This is a genomic window from Streptomyces sp. NBC_01384 (genome assembly GCF_045040035.1).
Classification (GTDB): domain Bacteria; phylum Actinomycetota; class Actinomycetes; order Streptomycetales; family Streptomycetaceae; genus Streptomyces.
Genome location: NZ_CP109559.1, coordinates 5,613,952 through 5,632,034, shown reverse-complemented (window position 1 = coordinate 5,632,034; position 18,083 = coordinate 5,613,952). Strand labels below are relative to the sequence as shown.

At 70.1% G+C, this 18,083-nt stretch carries 15 protein-coding genes and 1 tRNA gene; 7 read left to right on the top strand and 9 right to left on the bottom strand.

Going from position 1 to position 18,083, the window contains the following annotated elements; genetic code table 11:
• Window positions 1–22: 22 nt before the first annotated feature.
• The gene (locus tag OG747_RS25995; protein WP_405886099.1) at window positions 23–322 is read left to right on the top strand and encodes a hypothetical protein; all 300 of its coding nucleotides are present in this window, start codon (window positions 23–25) and stop codon (window positions 320–322) included.
• Between the two features lie 357 nt (window positions 323–679).
• Window positions 680–752: transfer RNA gene (locus tag OG747_RS25990), tRNA-Arg, on the top strand.
• 47 nt (window positions 753–799) lie between these two features.
• Here OG747_RS25990 and xerC read toward each other — a convergent pair.
• Window positions 800–2,473, bottom strand: a complete 1,674-nt coding sequence (gene xerC, locus OG747_RS25985) for a tyrosine recombinase XerC (protein WP_405881783.1) — start codon at window positions 2,471–2,473, stop codon at window positions 800–802.
• Window positions 2,470–3,156: a helix-turn-helix domain-containing protein gene (locus OG747_RS25980; protein ID WP_405881782.1), complete on the bottom strand. Its 687-nt coding sequence runs from the start codon at window positions 3,154–3,156 to the stop codon at window positions 2,470–2,472. The genes xerC and OG747_RS25980 overlap by 4 nt, the downstream gene beginning before the upstream one ends.
• 94 nt (window positions 3,157–3,250) lie before the next feature.
• Between OG747_RS25980 and OG747_RS25975 the strand changes: the two genes are divergently transcribed.
• From OG747_RS25975 to OG747_RS25955, 5 genes are all read left to right on the top strand, one after another.
• Window positions 3,251–3,481 carry a hypothetical protein gene (locus tag OG747_RS25975; protein WP_383825078.1) on the top strand — a complete coding sequence of 77 codons (231 nt, stop codon included), beginning with the start codon at window positions 3,251–3,253 and terminating at the stop codon, window positions 3,479–3,481.
• Between the two features lie 233 nt (window positions 3,482–3,714).
• Window positions 3,715–5,043 (top strand): DUF3631 domain-containing protein, encoded by a 1,329-nt coding sequence (locus OG747_RS25970; RefSeq protein WP_405881780.1) that lies wholly within the window; start codon window positions 3,715–3,717, stop codon window positions 5,041–5,043.
• 550 nt (window positions 5,044–5,593) lie between these two features.
• Window positions 5,594–6,433, top strand: a complete 840-nt coding sequence (locus tag OG747_RS25965) for a DUF2637 domain-containing protein (RefSeq protein ID WP_405881779.1) — start codon at window positions 5,594–5,596, stop codon at window positions 6,431–6,433.
• Window positions 6,434–6,778: 345 nt separating this feature from the next.
• Window positions 6,779–7,348, top strand: a complete 570-nt coding sequence (locus OG747_RS25960; protein ID WP_405885669.1) for a MobC family plasmid mobilization relaxosome protein — start codon at window positions 6,779–6,781, stop codon at window positions 7,346–7,348.
• Entirely contained in the window at window positions 7,345–9,060 is a 1,716-nt protein-coding gene (locus OG747_RS25955) for a relaxase/mobilization nuclease domain-containing protein (RefSeq protein WP_405881778.1), read from the top strand. Before OG747_RS25960 ends, OG747_RS25955 begins: the two co-directional genes overlap by 4 nt.
• A gap of 6 nt (window positions 9,061–9,066) precedes the next feature.
• On the opposite strand, the gene OG747_RS25950 is transcribed toward OG747_RS25955, so the two are convergent.
• The 7 genes from OG747_RS25950 to OG747_RS25920 all read right to left on the bottom strand — a co-directional run bounded on the left by OG747_RS25950 (window position 9,067) and on the right by OG747_RS25920 (window position 18,067).
• Window positions 9,067–10,200: a hypothetical protein gene (locus OG747_RS25950; RefSeq protein ID WP_405881777.1), complete on the bottom strand. Its 1,134-nt coding sequence runs from the start codon at window positions 10,198–10,200 to the stop codon at window positions 9,067–9,069.
• Between the two features lie 89 nt (window positions 10,201–10,289).
• Window positions 10,290–12,371, bottom strand: a complete 2,082-nt coding sequence (gene fxlM, locus OG747_RS25945) for a methyltransferase, FxLD system (protein WP_405881775.1) — start codon at window positions 12,369–12,371, stop codon at window positions 10,290–10,292.
• Window positions 12,372–12,392: 21 nt separating this feature from the next.
• Complete coding sequence (locus OG747_RS25940; protein WP_405881774.1) at window positions 12,393–13,667, bottom strand: lanthionine synthetase C family protein; 1,275 nt, start codon at window positions 13,665–13,667, stop codon at window positions 12,393–12,395.
• Window positions 13,664–16,618 (bottom strand): lantibiotic dehydratase, encoded by a 2,955-nt coding sequence (locus tag OG747_RS25935; RefSeq protein WP_405881772.1) that lies wholly within the window; start codon window positions 16,616–16,618, stop codon window positions 13,664–13,666. Before OG747_RS25935 ends, OG747_RS25940 begins: the two co-directional genes overlap by 4 nt.
• A gap of 217 nt (window positions 16,619–16,835) precedes the next feature.
• Window positions 16,836–17,015, bottom strand: coding sequence for an FxLD family lanthipeptide (locus OG747_RS25930; RefSeq protein ID WP_016825826.1), 180 nt, complete (start codon window positions 17,013–17,015; stop codon window positions 16,836–16,838).
• A gap of 189 nt (window positions 17,016–17,204) precedes the next feature.
• Window positions 17,205–17,393 carry a hypothetical protein gene (locus OG747_RS25925; RefSeq protein ID WP_019759144.1) on the bottom strand — a complete coding sequence of 63 codons (189 nt, stop codon included), beginning with the start codon at window positions 17,391–17,393 and terminating at the stop codon, window positions 17,205–17,207.
• A gap of 227 nt (window positions 17,394–17,620) precedes the next feature.
• On the bottom strand, window positions 17,621–18,067 hold the full coding sequence (locus OG747_RS25920) for an ATP-binding protein (protein ID WP_405881771.1): 447 nt from the start codon (window positions 18,065–18,067) through the stop codon (window positions 17,621–17,623).
• Between the last annotated feature and the right edge of the window lie 16 nt (window positions 18,068–18,083).

Sequence of the window (18,083 nt, the reverse complement as noted above, 5' to 3'; positions counted from 1 at the left end):
GCCGGACGGTTCGGAGAAGGAGGTGACCGTCGAGGTCGACGGCGACGACGCCCGCCTCGTAGGCCGGATCGTGACGGATGCGACGGTCTACGGCACGCACGCGAACTGGCGGCTGCAACTGACCATGGACTACGCCCGCGAGCGCGACACCTGGACCGCGCTCCGCTCAATCCCGGACGAGACCGCGTGCCACGTACATCGTGGTGGTTTCAAAGGTGACCGTTACGCCGTGAAATCGCATAACTGGTTTCAATCCCAGACTCGCACGATATATGCAAAGTGCCACAAATCATTCAATCTTCGCTCACCCATATCCCCATAAACGGTTCCCCGCATACGGCGCCAACGGCACCCTGCTCATCCACATCGGTTACGCCTGGGAGAACAACTCCACAGCCCGGATCATGGCCCCAGGGCCGACAAGCACAGCGGCCCGACCCTCCCCACAGAGAGGCGCCTCCCCCCCTCCCGGGCCGCGCGACCAGGGCGGACCCGACACACGGACCCGCCACCCACCGGCTGCCCGCCCAACTCGCCGACCGCCCGAGCGTCACCCGCTACACTGTCGGCGGTGGCACAGCCGTGGACTGGCCTGACCACCACAACACTGTTGGGATCCGGTCTGGATGAGCCCGCTCACTTGGGCATTAATTTCAGACACGCTTTCCGACAGATCCCCGCCTTCGTAGCTCAGGGGATAGAGCACCGCTCTCCTAAAGCGGGTGTCGCAGGTTCGAATCCTGCCGGGGGCACAACGCATTAGCACTCTGACCTGGGGTTTCTTCCCCAGGGAGGGCTTCTACTCGGCCTCGGACTCCTCGTCCGGGGCCGTTTGCGTGAGCGGTGCGTGAGCGGACGGAGAGTTGATCTCCGGAATTTCTCCCAACGGATCAGCATCATCCGGCACGGACTCCGGGCCGGGATCCTCCGCGTCGTCGGGCTCAGGCTCCGCTTCGGAGGCGGTGTTCTCCGAGGTGTCGCGGGCACGCGGGACGAGCCGGGCTGCGGCCTCGGCGATCGCCAGGTCCGCTTCGGGGAGCAGGCTCGTGTACGTGTCGGCCGTGATGGTGATCGAGGAATGGCCGAGCATCTCCTGGATGTCCTTCAGGTCGGCCCCGGCCGCGTGGGCGAGGGTCGCGGCACCGTGGCGGAGGTCGTGGAGCCGGACCGGAGGGAGGTCGATCTCCTCGTACAGCTCGATGAACCGCCGTGTGACATTGGCGGGGTGGAGCATCTCACCATTTTCCTTGGTGAAGACGCGGCCGGTCTCCACCCAGGCGTTCTCCCACTCCTTACGGTCCTTGTCCTGCTGGGCGCGGTGCCGCCTGAGGGCCTGGACCGTGTCGGAGTCCAGCGCGATGGTCCGCGCGCCGGCGTCGGTCTTGGGGTCGTCCTCGTACACCTCCCAGCCGTCCACGACGAGTTGCTTGGCGACGGTGATGAGACCGGCGTCCAGGTTGGTGTCGGTCCACTTCTGGCCGCACGCCTCGCCCCGCCGCAGTCCGCGGAACGCAATCAGGTGGAACAGCGCGTACAGGCGGTCCTCCGCGACGTGGTCGAGGAAGAGGCCGGTGTGCGCCGGCGTCCAGACCATCACCGACGACGGCTTCTCGCCGGTGCGCTTCCAGTGAAGGATGCGTTCCTCGGTCCACACGAGAGCCTTGGGCCGCTTACCCGCTTCCAACTCGACATGGGCCGCCGGGTTGAAGGTGATGAGCTGCTGGGCGATCGCAGCGTTCAGCGCGGCCCGCAGGGTGGAGCGGACGCGCTGGCGTGTGGCCGGACCGACGATGCGGCGGTAGGGCTCCATCTCGGCGATGGCTGCCTTCATCGCTTTGCGGCGGGCGCGGGGCTCGCGGCCCTTCCAGGGGATCTGGGCGAGGTCCTCGAACGCCTTGCGGCGGGCCGCGTTGCCTTCGGCGATCTCGACGTTGGCCTCGGCAATGGCCTCGAACATCTCCGACAGGTGGGCGACCCGGAGGCGGTCGAGCCGGTAATGCCCGATCCGTGGTTTGAGGTGCACCCGGATGTTGCTCTCGTCGCGGCTGATGGCGCTCTGCCGCCCCTTCTTGCCCGCCAGCCACATGTCCAGCCACTCGCCAACCGTGAGCCTGCTCGTCAGGTCCAGGCCGTGGCTGAGGCGCCTGCGGGTCGCCTCGATGTTCGGCAGCGGGGCCTTCTCGTCGGCCACCTTCTCCAGCAACTCGGCTATCTGGGCCAGGCCCTCGGAGTCGTCGGCGTCGGCCAGGCCGACGAGCGCGCGCACGTGGTCGAGGTCGACCTGGGCGGCCTTGAGGGAGTCGTAGCCGGCGCGACTGAAGGAGCGGCGGGTGCCGTCCTCGCGGGGCGGGAGTTCCTGGCGTATGGAGTACGAGCCGTGCTTGCGGCTGGAGAGCTTGGGGCACTTCTTGCCGAGCGGCTTGCCGGTGTAGGGGTCGCGGCAGTAGCAGCGGCGGTGGGTGGAACCCTTCAAAGATCGTTCTCCTCGGTGGTGTTGGGGGCGGTTTCGGGTGGGTCGACATCGGCGAGTTCCGGCGGCAGGTGCGGTGGTGTGCCGCCGTCTTCGCGGATGAAGGCGCGGGCGCTTCGAAGCCGGTACTTGGCTTCCAACGCCCTTTCCGCGTAGTCGGCTTGGGCGAGGAGGGCTTCCTCGCGTTCGGCTTTGTTGGGTGCTGTCTCCGCTTTCCAGCGCTCGTGCTTCTCGCCTTTCAGGGCGGCCAGGGCGGCGCGCTGGTGGCGGATGTGGGCGCGGAAGGACCGGAACATGGCGTCATCCCTGCCGAGCTCCTCCCTGTCGCCGGTGAACCAGCGCATGGCATCCCAGGTCCGTTCGGAGTGCTGCAGGGGGAGGCGCTGGACTCGGTCGACGTAGCCGACGGGGTAGAGCAGGCAGATCGGGTAGGTGTCCAGGGCTTCGGCGAGGACGATGACGTCGACCAGGGGCAGGTTGGCGCGGCGGCCGGACTCCATGTTGGCGATCACGTTGCGCGGGATCGGGTGGCCGATCTCCTCGCAGCGGTCGGCCAGGTCCTGGGCGCTCATGTGCAACTCCTTCCTTCGTCTGCGGACCTCGGCGGCCACGGTGGCCATCACTTGGTCCACCCACTCCGGGACGTCGTCCTCGTCCCTTCCAGCATCGAAACCGTGTTGTGTCATGTAGACACATTAACTTCCCTACCGTTGATTCCATGGCCTGGAGACGAGCGTGATCGTCGTGTTCGCCGAGGGCTCAGTCATGGATGGAGCGCGTATGCGCGAGAACGGACCGGCCGGCCGAGTGAAGGGCATGAGCCGCGAGGAGCTGCTGGAGCTTCCCGCCGCCGTTGACCTGGAGACAGGCAACCGGGCGCTGGGGCTCGGGCGAAGCAAGGGGTACGAGCTGGCCAAGCGCGGCCAGTACCCGTGCAAGGTGCTGCGGCTGGGCAACGCCTACCGGGTGGTGACCGCAGACCTGTTGGCCCTGCTGGGCCTGGCCGCATGAGAGCGGGGAACCGTAGCAGACCGTTCTGCGCTGAGCTGACACAGAAACGCTGGACTGTTGCCGGGCGTGGACGTACGGTCCGTGTTCCCTCGCGATCACCGAACGCTCGCGAGAAGAGGGTGGGCCCCCGGCGGTGCAACGCCGGAGGCCCGAGCAACCCCGAACGGCCCTGGAAGAACCAACCCGGCGGCAAGGGCGTGCGAGCCCGCCACCGCCAGACGAGGAGCTGCCGAGTGCAACCCGAGAACCCCGAACCCTATTCCGGCCCCGCACAGGCCATCTGGCCCGCAGCGGCCATCCCCGGCCGACCCGGCGCCCACCTGCACGCCACGCAGGCCGACGACGCCGATCCGAGCCCCAGCAGTGATGCGGACGCCCGCAGCACCGACGAGGCGAAGACCCCGAGCGGGCCGGAGGAAATATCCGATGCGGAGCCGACGTACGGCTCCGCGCTGCTGGACGAACTGCGCGGGCAGATCGCCCAGTTCGTGATCCCGCCCTCCCAGGAGGCCCTCGACGCGATCACCTTGTGGGTGGCAGCGACGCACCTGCAGCCCGCATGGCAGCACGCCCCGCGCCTGGCGGTGGTGGGCCCGGCGAAGAGGTGCGGCAAGTCGCGGCTGCTGGACGTGCTGACCGAGACGGTCCACGAACCGATGCTCACCATCAACACCACCCCGGCGGCCATCTTCCGGTCGATCTCCGAGGACAACCCGCCCACGCTCCTCGTGGACGAGGCGGACACCATCTTCGGCCCGAAGGTCGCGGAGAAGAACGAGGAGACGCGCGGCCTGCTCAACGCCGGCCACCAGCGAGGGCGGTACGTGACCCGGGTCGTGGGCAACGACCACACCCCGCACCGCTTCGCGACCTTCGCCATGGCGGCCATCGCGGGAATCGGCGAGCTGCCCGACACGGTCATGGACCGGTCGGTCGTGATCCGCATGCGGCGCCGGGCCGAGGGCGAGAAGGTCAAGCCCTTCCGCTCCCGCCGCGACATCCCGGCCCTGCACGATCTGCGCGACCGCATCGCCGCGTGGGCCAGGCCCCTGCTGGACGACGCCGCGAACCTGGAGCCGGACATGCCCGTCGAGGACCGCGCCGCAGACACCTGGGAACCCCTGGTCATCGTCGCCGACCTCGCCGGCGGTCACTGGCCCAGGCTGGCGCGCCTCGCGTGTGCGCGGATGGTCGCCGCCGAAGTGGCGGCCGAGGAGGACCACCCGAGCGGAGCGCGGATCCTTGCCGACATCCGCCGGGTCTTCTACGCCCAGCGTGAGGTGGACAGTCTGTCCACCGAGGAACTCCTCCATCACCTGCGCCAGGACGCGGAGGCGCCGTGGGCGGAGTGGGGGCGGGGCGGGCTGACCGCCCGTGAACTGGGCAGGATGCTGCGCGAGTTCGAGATCAGGCCCGGCAACGTGCGCATGGCCGATCGGACCCAGCGCAAGGGCTACATGCGCAACAAGTTCCTGGATGCCTGGAGCCGGTACTGCCCCACCGTCCACTCAGTGGGCCCCCAGGCGGCACGCCCGGTGAACCACCCGCCGTTCACTGAGTGAACGCCCTGCCCGGCGAACTCGACGCGGGCTGAACCCCGCCCCCTTGTTGCCGTCCCTGCCGTCCCTGCCGTGATCTCGCAGGTCACACGGCATACCGGCAAGACGCCAACCGGGGCCAAGACGGCAACGCGATCCGCCATCGCAGCCCTACCGCCAAGACGCCGCCCGCATCTGTCTTGCGCCGTCCCCCGCCGTCCTGCCGTATCAGCGCAGGCCACAGCACCGCCCACCGGGACGGAAGACACAACGCCACCGTCCCGGCCCGGGGCACGGCCACACCGGCACCAGGCCCGCCAGGATGCGCCGACGTCGTGTTCCGACTCGGAACACGACGTCGGCGGCACACGCCAGGACGGAAGGCCGAGGCGGTTGCCGTACCCGCTGTGACCTGCGCTTGCAACGGCCAAGACGGCAAATACGCACCACACGACTACGCCAGGAGTACCCCGCTTGAAGGTCCCTCTCATGTCCCGTCGCCGAGACCGCCCGCCGCGCGGCGACCAGCCCGGTCAGAAGCAACCAGCGAAGGCGAAGCTCCCCGGAGCAGTACGTGCTCCGCGCGGCCGGCATCGTCATCGTGGCCCTTACCGCCGGTGCGTTCTGGCTCTCCTACGCCCACCTGGCCGAGGTCGCCGCCCAGCACGGACTCCGCGACTCTCCGATCCGCCGATGGGCGTGGCCCGCGACGCTGGACGCATTCATCGTCGCGGGCGAACTCCTCATGCTCCGCGCGGGCCTGCGCCGCGTCACCGACCCGTGGGCCATCGGCGTCACCGCCATCGGATCATTCGGCTCCATCGGGCTCAACGTGGCCGGGGTGACCGGCACGCGCGACGCCGGCAGCGTCCCATTGCTCGACTACGTGGTCGCCGCGGTTCCCCCGGCCGCCGCGATGGTGGCCTTCGGCGTGCTGATGCGGCAGATCCACGAACTCGTCGCACAGCCTGATGTCGACCAATCGGGCCCCGATTCGGTGCAGGTGCCGGAACCGTCGGTCACCACTTCCGTCCACCTCGGCGAGGCGCCGGCCATCGCGGTCGGCCGGTCCGGCGAGGTTCCGGCCGGGCGCTTCGGGCCTGCCGAGCTATTGACTGAGCCCGTCCAGGCCGCTGGGCTATCGGCCGCTGTATCCGTCCAGTCTCCCAAACCGCCCGCCTCCGCTGCGGCGGGCAAGGTACGCGGTGGCCGTCCGCCCGGGGCTCCCCTTGAGGAACTCGTGGAGATCGGCCGGGCCGCTGCCGCTGAGCAGGGCAAGCTCACCCGGGCCATCGTCCGGACGGCGGTTGAGGACAAAGGGCTGACGGTCGGCAGCCAGCGGCTGACCGAGGTGATGGACATCCTCCGGGCCGAGCCCGATGCCGTTGTCGAGACCGATCGGTCCGGCGGCTGACCGCAACCGCTGCCGGGTGACCGGAACCCTTCCGGTCACCCGGCCCGCCATACCGCCTCCCAAGAATCGCGCGATCGCCCCCACCTGTGGATGAGGCGGCAGCCGTCCGAACTCCGCCTGATCTCCGCCGTGCCCCGCACGCCCTCCCCACCCCGCTCTGGAGAACCGTCCATGACTCACAACCCACTCGCCCCCGAGAACGCCCCCGACGAGCCGCTGCCGCTGACGAAGTCGCCTACGCTGATGGACCGTTGGCGGCGCGCGTTCGGACGACCTGCCCCGGGCGGAGCCAGTAGTACCCCGAGTCCGACTCAGGGCCGGTCTTCGGGGGTCTCCGCCCCGGGGGTGGCGGAGACGGCCCAGCGCCAGGGGGCGCCAGGCAAGGGCGTCGGGGCCGAGGGCGGCTCCGACGAGGACATGCTCCACACCCTCCAGTGCGAGACTCTGCGCCGCGTACGTGCCGCCGACAGCGCCGAGAGCGTCGGCGGTGAGCCTGTCGTGAAGAGCGTGCAGCCCACGATCCGCCGTTTCACCGGCACCAAGCGCGTCGTCCGCGTCGGCCCGCTGCGCTTCACCGGCGACGAGCACACCCGCCTCCAGGAGACTGCCGCCGAGCACGGCTACAGGGGTGACTCGGGCTTCGCCGCCGACATCGTCCTCGCCTTCATCACCGGCCACTTCACCGCCAACCTGCCCCTGTCCGAGGACCGCCGCCGCACCCACATCTTCCGCGCCCAGGTCCTGCGCCAGCTCAACCGGATCGGCGTCAACGTCAACCAGATCGCCCGCGCCCTCAACAGCGACCACACCCCACCCGACATCCGCCAGCGCCTGACCGAACTCCACCAGCTGCTGGAGCTGATCGCCGAAGCCCTGCGCCAGCCCGCCGACCCGGAGACAGAGGCAGCCGCGTGATCGCCGCCATCAAACCGGCCGGGTCCAACACCCGCGGATTGCTCGCCTACCTCTACGGCCCAGGCCGCCACGACGAGCACCTCGATCCGCACATCGTGGCGGGGTTCGCGATGCTCGGCATGCCCGACCCTGGCCGTGACGAGAACGCCACCCTCACCGAACTCGCCCGCTACCTCGACGAGCCCGTGCGGCTGCGCAACGGCGAGTTCGGCAAACAGGTCACCGACCACGTGTGGCACTGCCCGGTCCGTGCCGCCCCCGAGGACCGTTACCTCTCCGACGCCGAGTGGGGCGAGATCGCCCAGCGCATCGTTGAAGCGGCCGGTATCGCGCCGACCGGTGATGATCTGGGCTGCCGCTGGATCGCCGTACGGCACGCGGATGACCACATCCATATCCTCGCCACCACCGTCCGCGAAGACGGCCGCCGTCCCAAACTCCACGGCAGCGGCGTGCGCGTCGGTGACGAGTGCCGCGCGATCGAGAAGGACTACGGGCTACGGCAGTTGAAGAAGGGGGACGGGACCGGAAGCCGTCGCCCGACTCAGGCCGAGATGCACAAGGCCGAACGCCTCGGCTGGGATGAGCCCAGCCCCGAGTGGCTCCAGGACCGCATCCGCGCCGCCATCCCCCACGTGACCAGCGCCGAGGAATTTGTCGCCTACCTCGAAGCCAGCGGCGTTGAGGTTCAGATCCGGCGCGGCCCGTCAGGCGACCTCCTCGGCTACGCCGCTGGCCGCCCCGGCGACGTCAACGAGGCCGGCGAGCAGATCTACCACCCCGGAAGCAAGATCTCCCCCGACCTCTCCCTGCCCAAAATCAAGGCCCGCCTCGAATCCAGCCGACCCGAAGAACACCCCACCGCCCGCCGCAACCACCCCAGCACCCCCTGGCACCAAGCCGCCGGCGCCCTCGACATGCTCCACACCGATCTGGCCGACGACACCCACGCCCAGGCCCACATCACCGCCCTTGGCGAACTCCTGGAAGCTACCGCCCAGAAGGTACCTGCCCCTCTGCGCGCCGAACTCCAGGCCGCTTCCAAGGCGTTCGCCCGGGCCCAGCGTTCCCAGGTCCGGGCCGAGGACCGTGCCGCCCACGCCCTGCGCGGCGCGGCACGCGACATCGTGCACACCGCCACCGGCCCCGACGGCAGCGCACTCGCCGCCCTGGTCGCAGCCCTCGTCTGGGCCACCATCGTCGCCGCGCGCTGGCACGAAGCGAAGCACCACGCCCACCAGGCCGACGCCGCCCGCCAGGCCGTCCAGCACCTCCAGACGGCCGCCGACCTGACCCTCGCCCCGACGCTCGCCGAACTCACCGCCCGACCGCCCAGGGATGAAGCCAGCCGCATTCTGGCCGGCGACGTACGGGCAGCCGTCCCCGACCACGCTGAGCGCATCCTCACCGACCCGGCCTGGCCCGCGCTCGCCACCGTCCTCGCCGACGCGGAAGCCCGCGGCCACCAACCCCACCAACTCCTTCGGGAAGCCGCGGCTCAGCGCGAGTTGACCACCGCCCGCCAACCCGCCCGCGTGCTCATCACCCGCATCCAGCACACCGGCCGCAACCCGGCACCCAATCGGCGAGCCGAAGCTGCCCGTCGCCGCTCCACCCTCGCAGCCTCGGTCCGCGTCCGGCAGACCCACGACGGTCAGTTTCCGTCGGCTGCTACGACGCCTACCGAACAGCAGCGCCGACAGCGCCGATAGGCACCGTCAGGCCCGCAGGGGTTGCGTTCGTCCGGGATCGGAGGAACGTGTGAGGCTTTCCCGGATCACGCTGTCGCTGGCGTGCAGAGCCGACGTCAGTTCTCCTCGCAGTTCGTCCGGGAGGACTCCTGTGCCGAGGGCGCAGGCGCGCACCAGCGCGCGACAGTCCTGCACTTGCCGGTCCGTGGCGATCTCGGTGAACAGAGGGTGAGCCAAGTTCTCGCGGGCCGCGTAGCCGTCCTCGGCGTCCGTCGTCCTGCGGTGGAGGTCCTCGACGATGCGGTGCGCGGCGAGCGCCTCGGCGGAACCGATCGCGTCGAGGATGGTAAGTCCGAGGCGGGTGTCGAAGACGGTCATCCCGGGTTCGGCCTTCCGCCCGGAGTAGGTCGTGAGCAGGTCGGCCAGGTGGCTGTCGATCGGCTGCCCGGCGTCGCGGCGGCACAGGACGGTCAGGCATGCCGTGACGGCTTGCTCCCACGGGTCGCCGGGCATCGTGTCGGCGAGGAGACCAGCCGCTGCTGCCGTGTCGTTCGCAACGAGGCCGGTGAGTACGGCGACCTGCCGACCGTCGAGCATCCGCTGTCCGATGCCATGGTGGGCTTCGATGTGCGCCAGGGCCTCGGCCCATCGCCCCTCGGTGGTGAGGGTACGCGTGCCGTCGGCGAGGAGGACGCGCCACAGCCACGCGCGAACTTCCTGGCGGTCTTCGCCGGTCGCTGTGAGGTCCGCAGGGACGTTGACGCCCTCGAACCGTGCCGCTGTGCCCGTCTCGACGGCCTTGTGCAGGTCGAGGAGTCGCTGGCGCCCCTCATCGGCGTGGCCATCGCGGATCTGGAGGCGGGCGAGGTTGACGACCGGTTCCAGTCCTCGGATCGCGCTCATGCCGGGCAGGGGGCAGGCGTGGAGGTAGGCGGCGGCGTGCTGGTGGCACATCTCGCGGGCGAGGTCGGGGAAGTCGAGGTCGGAGGCGATGAGCGCGGCCTGGTTGTAGACGGCCGATGCGAGCCCCTGGTCGGCCTTCTTCACTGCGGTGTCGGCCAGGTCGACGAGTGCGCGTACGCGTTCAGGCAGGGGCAGGCAGGCGGGGCGGAATCGGGCGACGAGCGGGAAGCGCTGGGCTGTGAGGCCGTGCGGGTCCATGGATCCCCCGGGTCGAGAGTGAGGACTGCTGAGGCGGCGGTGCCCGCCAGTCGTGTGCCGACGGGCACCGTCCGCTAGGGGTGGGGGCGTCATCGCCAGTCGACGACGATGCGGTTCAGCGGGGTGTCGAGGGCGAAGAGACCGGGGCGCTGCTCGATCTCGGGGGCGTCAAGGGGCTGGATTTCGAACGTGGCCTCACGGTGGCGGTAGTCGCGATCCCAGGTGCGGATGGCGTCGGCTACCCTCGCGACCAGTTCGTCACTGCCTGGGCCGTGGCCGATGACGCCGAACTCCCAGAGCCTGTCGCCCTCGGGAGTCTTCTCCTTCGAAAGGCGCCGGGCGAGGTAGGTGACAGTGCCCTTGTCGACGACCGCAGTCGACGAGGGGTAGGGGTCCTCGGTGAGCAGAGTGCCCTTGGCGCTCTGGGGGAACAGCATCCGGATCAGACCGGAGGGCAGGGAGCAGGTGACGAACAGTTCCATCCACTCCGGTGACTCCATGGCGCGGACCGTCATACCGGTCCACTCCTCGGTGTGCGGCTGGTCAAGTACACCTGCGAGGGCGTCGGCGTCGATGTTGAGGCCGGCGGGGGCCTGGAGTCGTACGGCGCCGTCTGTGCTGAGAGGGATCACTCGGCGGTCGTCGTCGGCGATGCCCCGCCGAAGCGGCATGAAGGTGTTCATCTCGCTGCCGAGGGACACCCACCGGCCGTCGCGCTGCTCGTAGGCGATGGAGCGGGAGACGGTGCCCTTGAGGCGCTGGGGGACGAGGAGCCGGCCGCCGGGGGCGAGCTGCTGCAGCCAGGCGTGCGGTACGCCGTGCGCGCCGACGGTGGCGATGATCCGGTCGTACGGCGCTGCTTCGGCGTAGCCAAGTGCCCCGTCGCGGGTCACGGCCTCGACGTTGGTGATTCCGGCGGCGGCGAGGTGCGTGCGGGCGCCTTCCACGAGGTCGTCGTCGACGTCGAGGGTGGTCACGTGTCCGTTCTCGCCGACCAGGTGGGCGAGGAGACCGGCGTTGTAGCCGGTGCCGGCGCCGAGTTCGAGGATGCGCTCGCCGGGTTGGGCTTCGAGTTGGTCCAGCATGAGGGCGACGACGCCTGGCTGGGAGGCGCAGGAGATGGACGTGCCGTCGGTGTCGTACTTGATGTGCACGGGTGCGTTGGCGTAGGCGTCTTCGAGTGACGCGTCGGGCACGAACACATGGCGGGGCACGGTCCGCAACGCGGTCTCGACGGCGGGCGTGCGGGCGTGTCCGTCCGTACGGAGCTGATCGACCAGGGCGTTGCGGAGACGCTCGGCGTCCGCCGTGGGGGTGGTGATCGTGTCGGTGTTCACCGCGCTGACGCTATCGATGCTGGCCGTTGCCTCGGTGGGCGACTCGGTGTGGTCACTCGTTCCCATGACTACCTCTCGTGCGATGTAGGACAGGGCGCTTTGGTCGTCCCGGAGGAGACCGGCGCGGTTGGCATGGAAGATCACGTGGTGGGCGATGACGGCTCGCAGGCCGCGGGTGAGGGCGCCGCGGCCTGCGAGGTCGGCGAGCGTGGCTCCGGCCCGTTCGAAGGCGGTCACCCACTCGTCATACCTGTGCAGTGGACCGTTCGGGCGGCAGAGGCTGCGGGCATCCGCGGTCATCAACTTCTGCATCGGCGAGATCAGTTCGGCGGCTCGTTCGGGTGGTGGTGGATTGGTGACCGGTCGAAGAGCTGCGACCTTGGCCCATACGTCGCCCTGTTCGAACCAGTCGAGTCCGGCGCCGCGCATCATGGCACTCGCGAGCAGGACCGCGGTCTCCCGGCGTCCCAAGTGCATCGGGCTCGGCTGGTAGGTGAGCAGGTGGCGGGAGTCGCTGTGGAAGAGTTCGTGGGCCGCCTCCATGGCCTCGGGCCCACCGAATGCGTCGGTCTCGGGCTCGTACACGCAGGGCAGGCACAACGTGGCCACGCCGTCGCCGATGAAATCGCTCAGGAGCGACTCGATGGCTGGTGAGGGCTTGTCGGCAAGGTAACGCAGCGGCCAGGGCTGCTTGTTCATGAACCACCAGCCGGTGAGCTGCCCGCCGGCCTCGGCCTCGATCAGACCGGGACCGAGGCGTTCGGCGATGGTGCGCCGTGCCATCTCGCCGTCGACGAAGGTGATGTTGTGCTGCTGCCAGCGGTCGGGTGGCATAGAGGTCCTTCGGTCGGTGGATCAAGCGATGAGGAGGCATGCGTCCCAGGCGGACCGGGGTGGTGCGGCGGTGCTGGGCGCCAGGAGGGCCAGAGCTATGCCAGCGGCGCCGTCGAGGAGGCCGGGGCCGCCTTCCTGGTCATGGACGAGCGCTGTGGCCGTGAGTTCGGGGTCAGTGTCTGGTGGGGTGACTGCAGCCAGGAGGGCCGGGATCGCGGCGCGGAGTTTCCCCGCGGTTGAGGGGTGGGCGTCGTCTGCCGTACGTGCGGCGGCGTGGGCGAGGCCGGCGAACCCGTGGCAGAGGCCGTTGTCCGTCGTGGCCTTCAGCTGCTCGGGGTCAGTGAGGGCGGCCACGAGCGCGTTCTCCGCGTCGATCTGGCGGCTGGCATCGCCGAGAGCGAGCGCGGCAAGTTGCTGGGCGCGGGCGAGGCCGGCGGTGCCGTAGCACCAGGACGGCCGCCGGGGCGCGGACGGGGCGAGATGCCCCGTCCGTAGCTCGTCCTGAGTGACCCAGTACGGCCAGACCGGTCCGCCGTCAGCTCTCTGCTTCCAGCGGTCCAGCCAGGTCAGGATGGTGTGCAGTGCCACGTGGTGCCCGTCAGTCACGGAGCCGTTCCGAGCGGCGAGGGCCAAGAACGCGAGCACACCGCCGATGCCGTGCGCCATGCCGGTGTTGGCGTGTCCGCCGGGGAATCGGTCGTCCGGGCTGCCTGAGGGCCCGGTCTCCGTCCACCAGCCCGGCAGTGGCTCGCCATGGTGGGTGATCGGTTCGGTGAGGCGCACGCAGTAGTCGAGAACGGCGCGCATCGTGGAGCTGCCGGGGTTTCGGCGCAGTAGGTAGGCGCCGTATCCGGTGAGGCCCCGGATGGCGTCGAACTCGGCGAGCTGCGGCAGGCGTCCGGCGTCGATGCGGCGGTGCGCGGCATCGAGACGGCGCCCGACGTTGATGGTGATCTGTCCGTCCATCGCATTGAGGGCACGCTGGTAGGAGCCGGGAAGGTGGTCGGCGGCACAGGTCAGGGCGTGGGCGAAGGCGGGCGCCCCGTAGAACGGGTGCCTGTCCGGGCCGCTGGTGAGCGGCTGCCGACAGGCGGCGGCGAGCCAGGCGTGGGCGCGGTGCCACGGGCCGAGGCCGCTCGCGGCCCGCTCGATGTGAAGGAGCGCGATTCCGGGCGGGCCGTAAGCAAGGTGCTGCCGGTCCGAGGACAGCGTCCTGGAGCCGAGGGGCACGGTGTCGGGATCGGCGAGCCGGTCGGCGATGGCGTCGACCAGGCCGAGCGCGGGGCGGGCGGTCACGAAGCCCTCCCTCTGGTGCGGGCGGTCCAAGCCAGGGCGGCGGCACGCGCCAGGTAGAGGCACACCTCCTCCTCCGGAAAGTTCACGGCGACGTGGCGCACGAAATGGACGTGCAGTAGGGAGGTCAGGACGTCGTCGACGGCGATGCCCTGGGTGTCCGGGCCGGGCAGGTGCGGCCGGTACGCGGCGAGCGTCGTATCCCGGTTAGCCCATGCCGACACGATGGCGTCCCCGCCCGGGACAGAGCGCAGCGCCAGCCAGTCGTCGCTCGGGTCGGCGAGCCGTGCGGCGTCGGTGAATTGCGGGCGTGGAACGGGAGCGGGGGCTGTCGGAGGGATGTGGTCGATCAGCCACCGCATCCCGGCTGCGGTGCTGCCGAGGAACGCGGAGGTAATGGCGACCGTGTGGGCCGCTACCAGCGTGCGCTGTCCGGGACGTTGTGGCTGCGTGAGTTGGGCCAGGATGGTGCGCGAGTCGGCCCGGAAGACCTGCTCGGCCGCCTCCCATGCGGTGCCGGAGCCCCAGCGGCCCATCTCCCGGTAGGAGGTGGGATAGCGCAGGTCGGCCAGCAGGCCGATGCTTCGTAGCTCGTCGGCCCAGGCACTCACCGTTCGGGCCGTGTCGGCGAAGGCTTCCGGGTCGGGGAGGGCGATGCGTACGCGGAGGTGTTGGTCCGGGTCGCGGAAGCGGATGAACCACCACGGCGGGCTGCCGAGCTGTTCGAGGAGGCCGGGCAAGTGCCGGGAGAGCAAGACGTCTTGGCGGCGGGGGTCGCCGTAGAGGGCGGCGAGAAGAACCGACGAAGAGGCAGGCGTCTGCATCTGGTCCGCAGACAGGGCACGGGCCCGGCTGGGGGCTGGCAGTGGTGGCCATGTCGACGGCCTGGTTGCTTTGAGTGGCACCACGACCTCGTGGGCTCGCCCGCCGCACCAGCCATACGCATCTGGTTCCGGGGCCTCGACGAGTACGGCCAGGCGCGTCCGGTCGAGGTGTCTGCGCAGGAGCGCACGGTGGCCGGCCTCGTCGAGGTCAAGGAAGAGACGTCGATCGTCCTCAACGAGATGGACGCGGCGCGGCAGCCTCCGCCGGGCACGCCAGTCGCTGAGCACGGCGTCCCACTCGGTCCGAGGGCGGGCATGGCCGGGCAGTTCGGACGCTTCCAGCCTCCAGCGTGCCGGTGCCAGTACTGTCCGGCCGTACCGCAGACGTGGAAGAAACGGCATCGCCGCGGCGGCGCCCCAGTCGAAGACGGTGACCTGCGCGCACTGGGCGCGGGACAGTTCGGTGAGGAACCGCACCAGTGGTGGGGTGTGGGTGCGCAGGTTCAGCGCGTGCATTCCAACAACCTCCACGCGGTGGCCTCGCTCAGGGACGGCGAGGTACATGCGGCGGCCGTCGCACCCCACAGCCAAGTCCTCCGGAGTGAGGACGGTGTCCTGCGGGACGCGGTGCTCCTGAAGGCTGATCACAGTGGGCAGGACCTGTGGGGCGCGAGTGACGTGGGCGCTCTCGGGGAGCAGAGGCGGGAAAGAGAGCTGCGCGGGCACGGTGTTGCCATCTGCGGCCGGGAGGTCGGCAAGCTCTGCGCCCAGGGCATCCCGGTCGGCGGGAGCCAGCACGCTGAGGAATCGACCCGTGGAGACGCCGACACCACGGGACACGCTCACGATCTCCAGCCGGAACCGCCCGCGCTGCAACTCCTCCAGGTTGGCCGCGTGCACTCGCACCCCGATCTCCAAGTGCGGCGGCAGCCGAGGCTCGTCGGGACCCACGTCCAGCGCCTCAATCTGTTCGTCCGTGAGGATCACTTCGTCACGGCCGTCGAGCGCGGCGGCCTGAGCCAGTCGTACGAGGGCGTCATCCCGACCGGAGACGCGGGGCTGGCGTGTGCTGGCCGGAGCGCCTGGGTAGCCGTCGGGATAGCCGGTGCCACTGTCCGCCACGGCCTCCTTGAGCGACACCATCGTGCCGATGCCGTACCGCTCGTAGAAGCGCTGGTGGTACTCCTTCCAGGCGGCGGTCCCGTACGGGCGGATGCTCAAGCGGGGCAGGACGAGAGCGGCGCGCTCGATCTCTCGGGCGACCGCTTCCGGCAGAACGAGCCGCGCATCCAGGCGGAGGTCGAGCGCGACGGGGTGGCGACGCAGGCCCGGGACGAGGTCTCGCATCCGCGCCGCGACGCTGTCCCGGCGGCCGTGCGTGGCGCACTCCTCCAGGCCCGCCCGGATGGCGTGGAGTTCGCGTACGGTCTCGGCGACCGGGGCGAGGCTGCCGGCGTCGATCGCGTCGAGTTGGCCCACCAGATACCCGAGGGCATCGGTCTCGGTGCTCGGAGCGTGCAGGCCCGTGATCAGTACCCGCCGCCGGATCAGCTCCGCCAGCAGTTGACGTGCCTTCTCGGGACCGGCCTCGGGGAACTCCGCCTGGAGCTTGTCCACGAGGGTGCCGAACCGGATCGGCAGTCGGGTCGCGGCAAGGACCGTGCGCACCGGTCCGGTCAGGGCCAGAGACGCCTCGACCGCGCGCGTCCGGTCGTTTTGGACGTCGGGCTGGAACGGCACGATGAGCCGGTCTCCCCGGTATGTCACGGTGTTGTTGATGACGATAGGCAGCCGTTCGAGGAGGTCCGGGCATGACTCCAACCGTGCGACCAGGGCCGCCAGCCACTCTGCCCCTGCGCGGCCGACGGCCACGTGCTCCTCGCCCCAGTCGGCCCGCGCCTGCGGGCCGAACTCCGCGGTGGCCACGCCGGCGAACAGGCCGAAGGGGGTTGCCCGATGCTGGGCTCGCAGCAGGTAGCGGGCCACCGACAGCGCCGCGCGCTGCACATCCCGGATGGCTGGGTGCTCGGCCGTGCACAGGGCCCCTACCTGCGCGGCCAGGACCGGGCTGGAGTACCGGAGGGCCTCGGCGACATCCCTGTCCGCCCAGGCCGCGCGTAGCCACGACACACGGGCAGACGAACCACTGGGCGAGCGGTCATCGAGGTCAGGGCATGGAGGAATCGGCAGCGAGGGCCGGGCCACGGCGCGCACGAGAACAGTGGAACCGGTGCGGAACGCTGCAGGCGGAGCAACCATCAAGTACCTCCGTAGGTGAGGGGGCGGGCGGCTGGTGCCGCCGCGCGGAGACGCGGCGGCACCAGCCCTGGGTGATCTGGAGTCCGGGTCAGGCGACGTTGGTGGTGCAGGCGCCGCAGGTGGACCCGCAGTTGTCGTCGGTCAGGTTGACCAGGCCAGCCGGGTCGGCGATCTCGACGAGAGAGACATCCAGGTCGAAGCCGTCCGACGCCCCAGGGATCTGCGGGCGTACTTCGGTGCGGCTGGGAACTACGGTGCTGCGCGTCATGCTTCAACTCCTTGTAATCGTTGTGGTGTTACTGGGCTGGAGCGCCCACCAGGTGCCGCCACGGGAGCGCTGCCAGACGGCTGCTCCCCCGACGGCTCCTGGCCGCCCGGCGCGAGGGGACGTGCTCCGCGTAGGAAGTCCTCGCGGGCTGCCTCCCTCACGCCGGGAAGTCGTGTGCCGGGAGACTGATCAAGCGGATGCCGGTCGCCGCTCCATGAAGTAGGCGAGCGCCTGTGCCTTGAGGCGATCGAGGCACGGCTCGCACGCGTAGAAGGGGGCGTGCTGCCCGTCCCACTGCACCGGGCCGAGCCAGATCACCAGGACTCCCGTACGCCCGCAGCCGAGCCAGCAATCACCGGTGATCCACGGCCACTCCATGGAAGGACGTCCCCTTTCTCAGCTGGTCGGGATAGTCGATCTGGTGGCCTGGCAGTTGGGAGCGCAGGCCCAGAGCTGGAACGGCAGGCCCCGGTGGCGTAGATCGCCCAGTCGTCGACCGCTCGCTCCCAGCGGCCGGGCGCAGAGGGCGCAGTCCATGGCCATCTGCTGGCGGGGCCGGAGTCGGGCGAGGTCCGGAAGGGGCGAGGGTGCCGTGGCCGGGATGCTCACTTGCCGCCCTCGGTACGGAGTTCCGCCCAGACCTCTTTGCCCCAAGGGCGTCTGCCCGAGCCGTGCAGGTCGTAGCCCCACCGGTCGGCGACGGCATCGACGAGGAGCAGCCCGCGCCCCGACTCGTCGTCGTCAGCCGCCTGGCTGAGTATGGGCAGACGCGATGGTTCCCGGTCCACGACCCCGACACGCAGTCGTGTCGCGCTCGGCCGCCCAACCGTGAGGCGGATCTCGGGACACGGAGTGTGCCTGGAGGCGTTCGCGATCAGCTCTGTAATGATCAGCGCGGCACGGTCGGCGAGGCCGTCGAGGTGCCACACGTCGAGGACGTCTCGGACGAGTCGACGGCCGAGCTCAGCCGTGGACGGCTCGCATGGGAAGGTCTGGCTGTACGTGAGGTGACCGACGGAGAGGACCTCAACTGTTTTTCTCAGACTCGTCATTGGGGTGGAGCCTTCG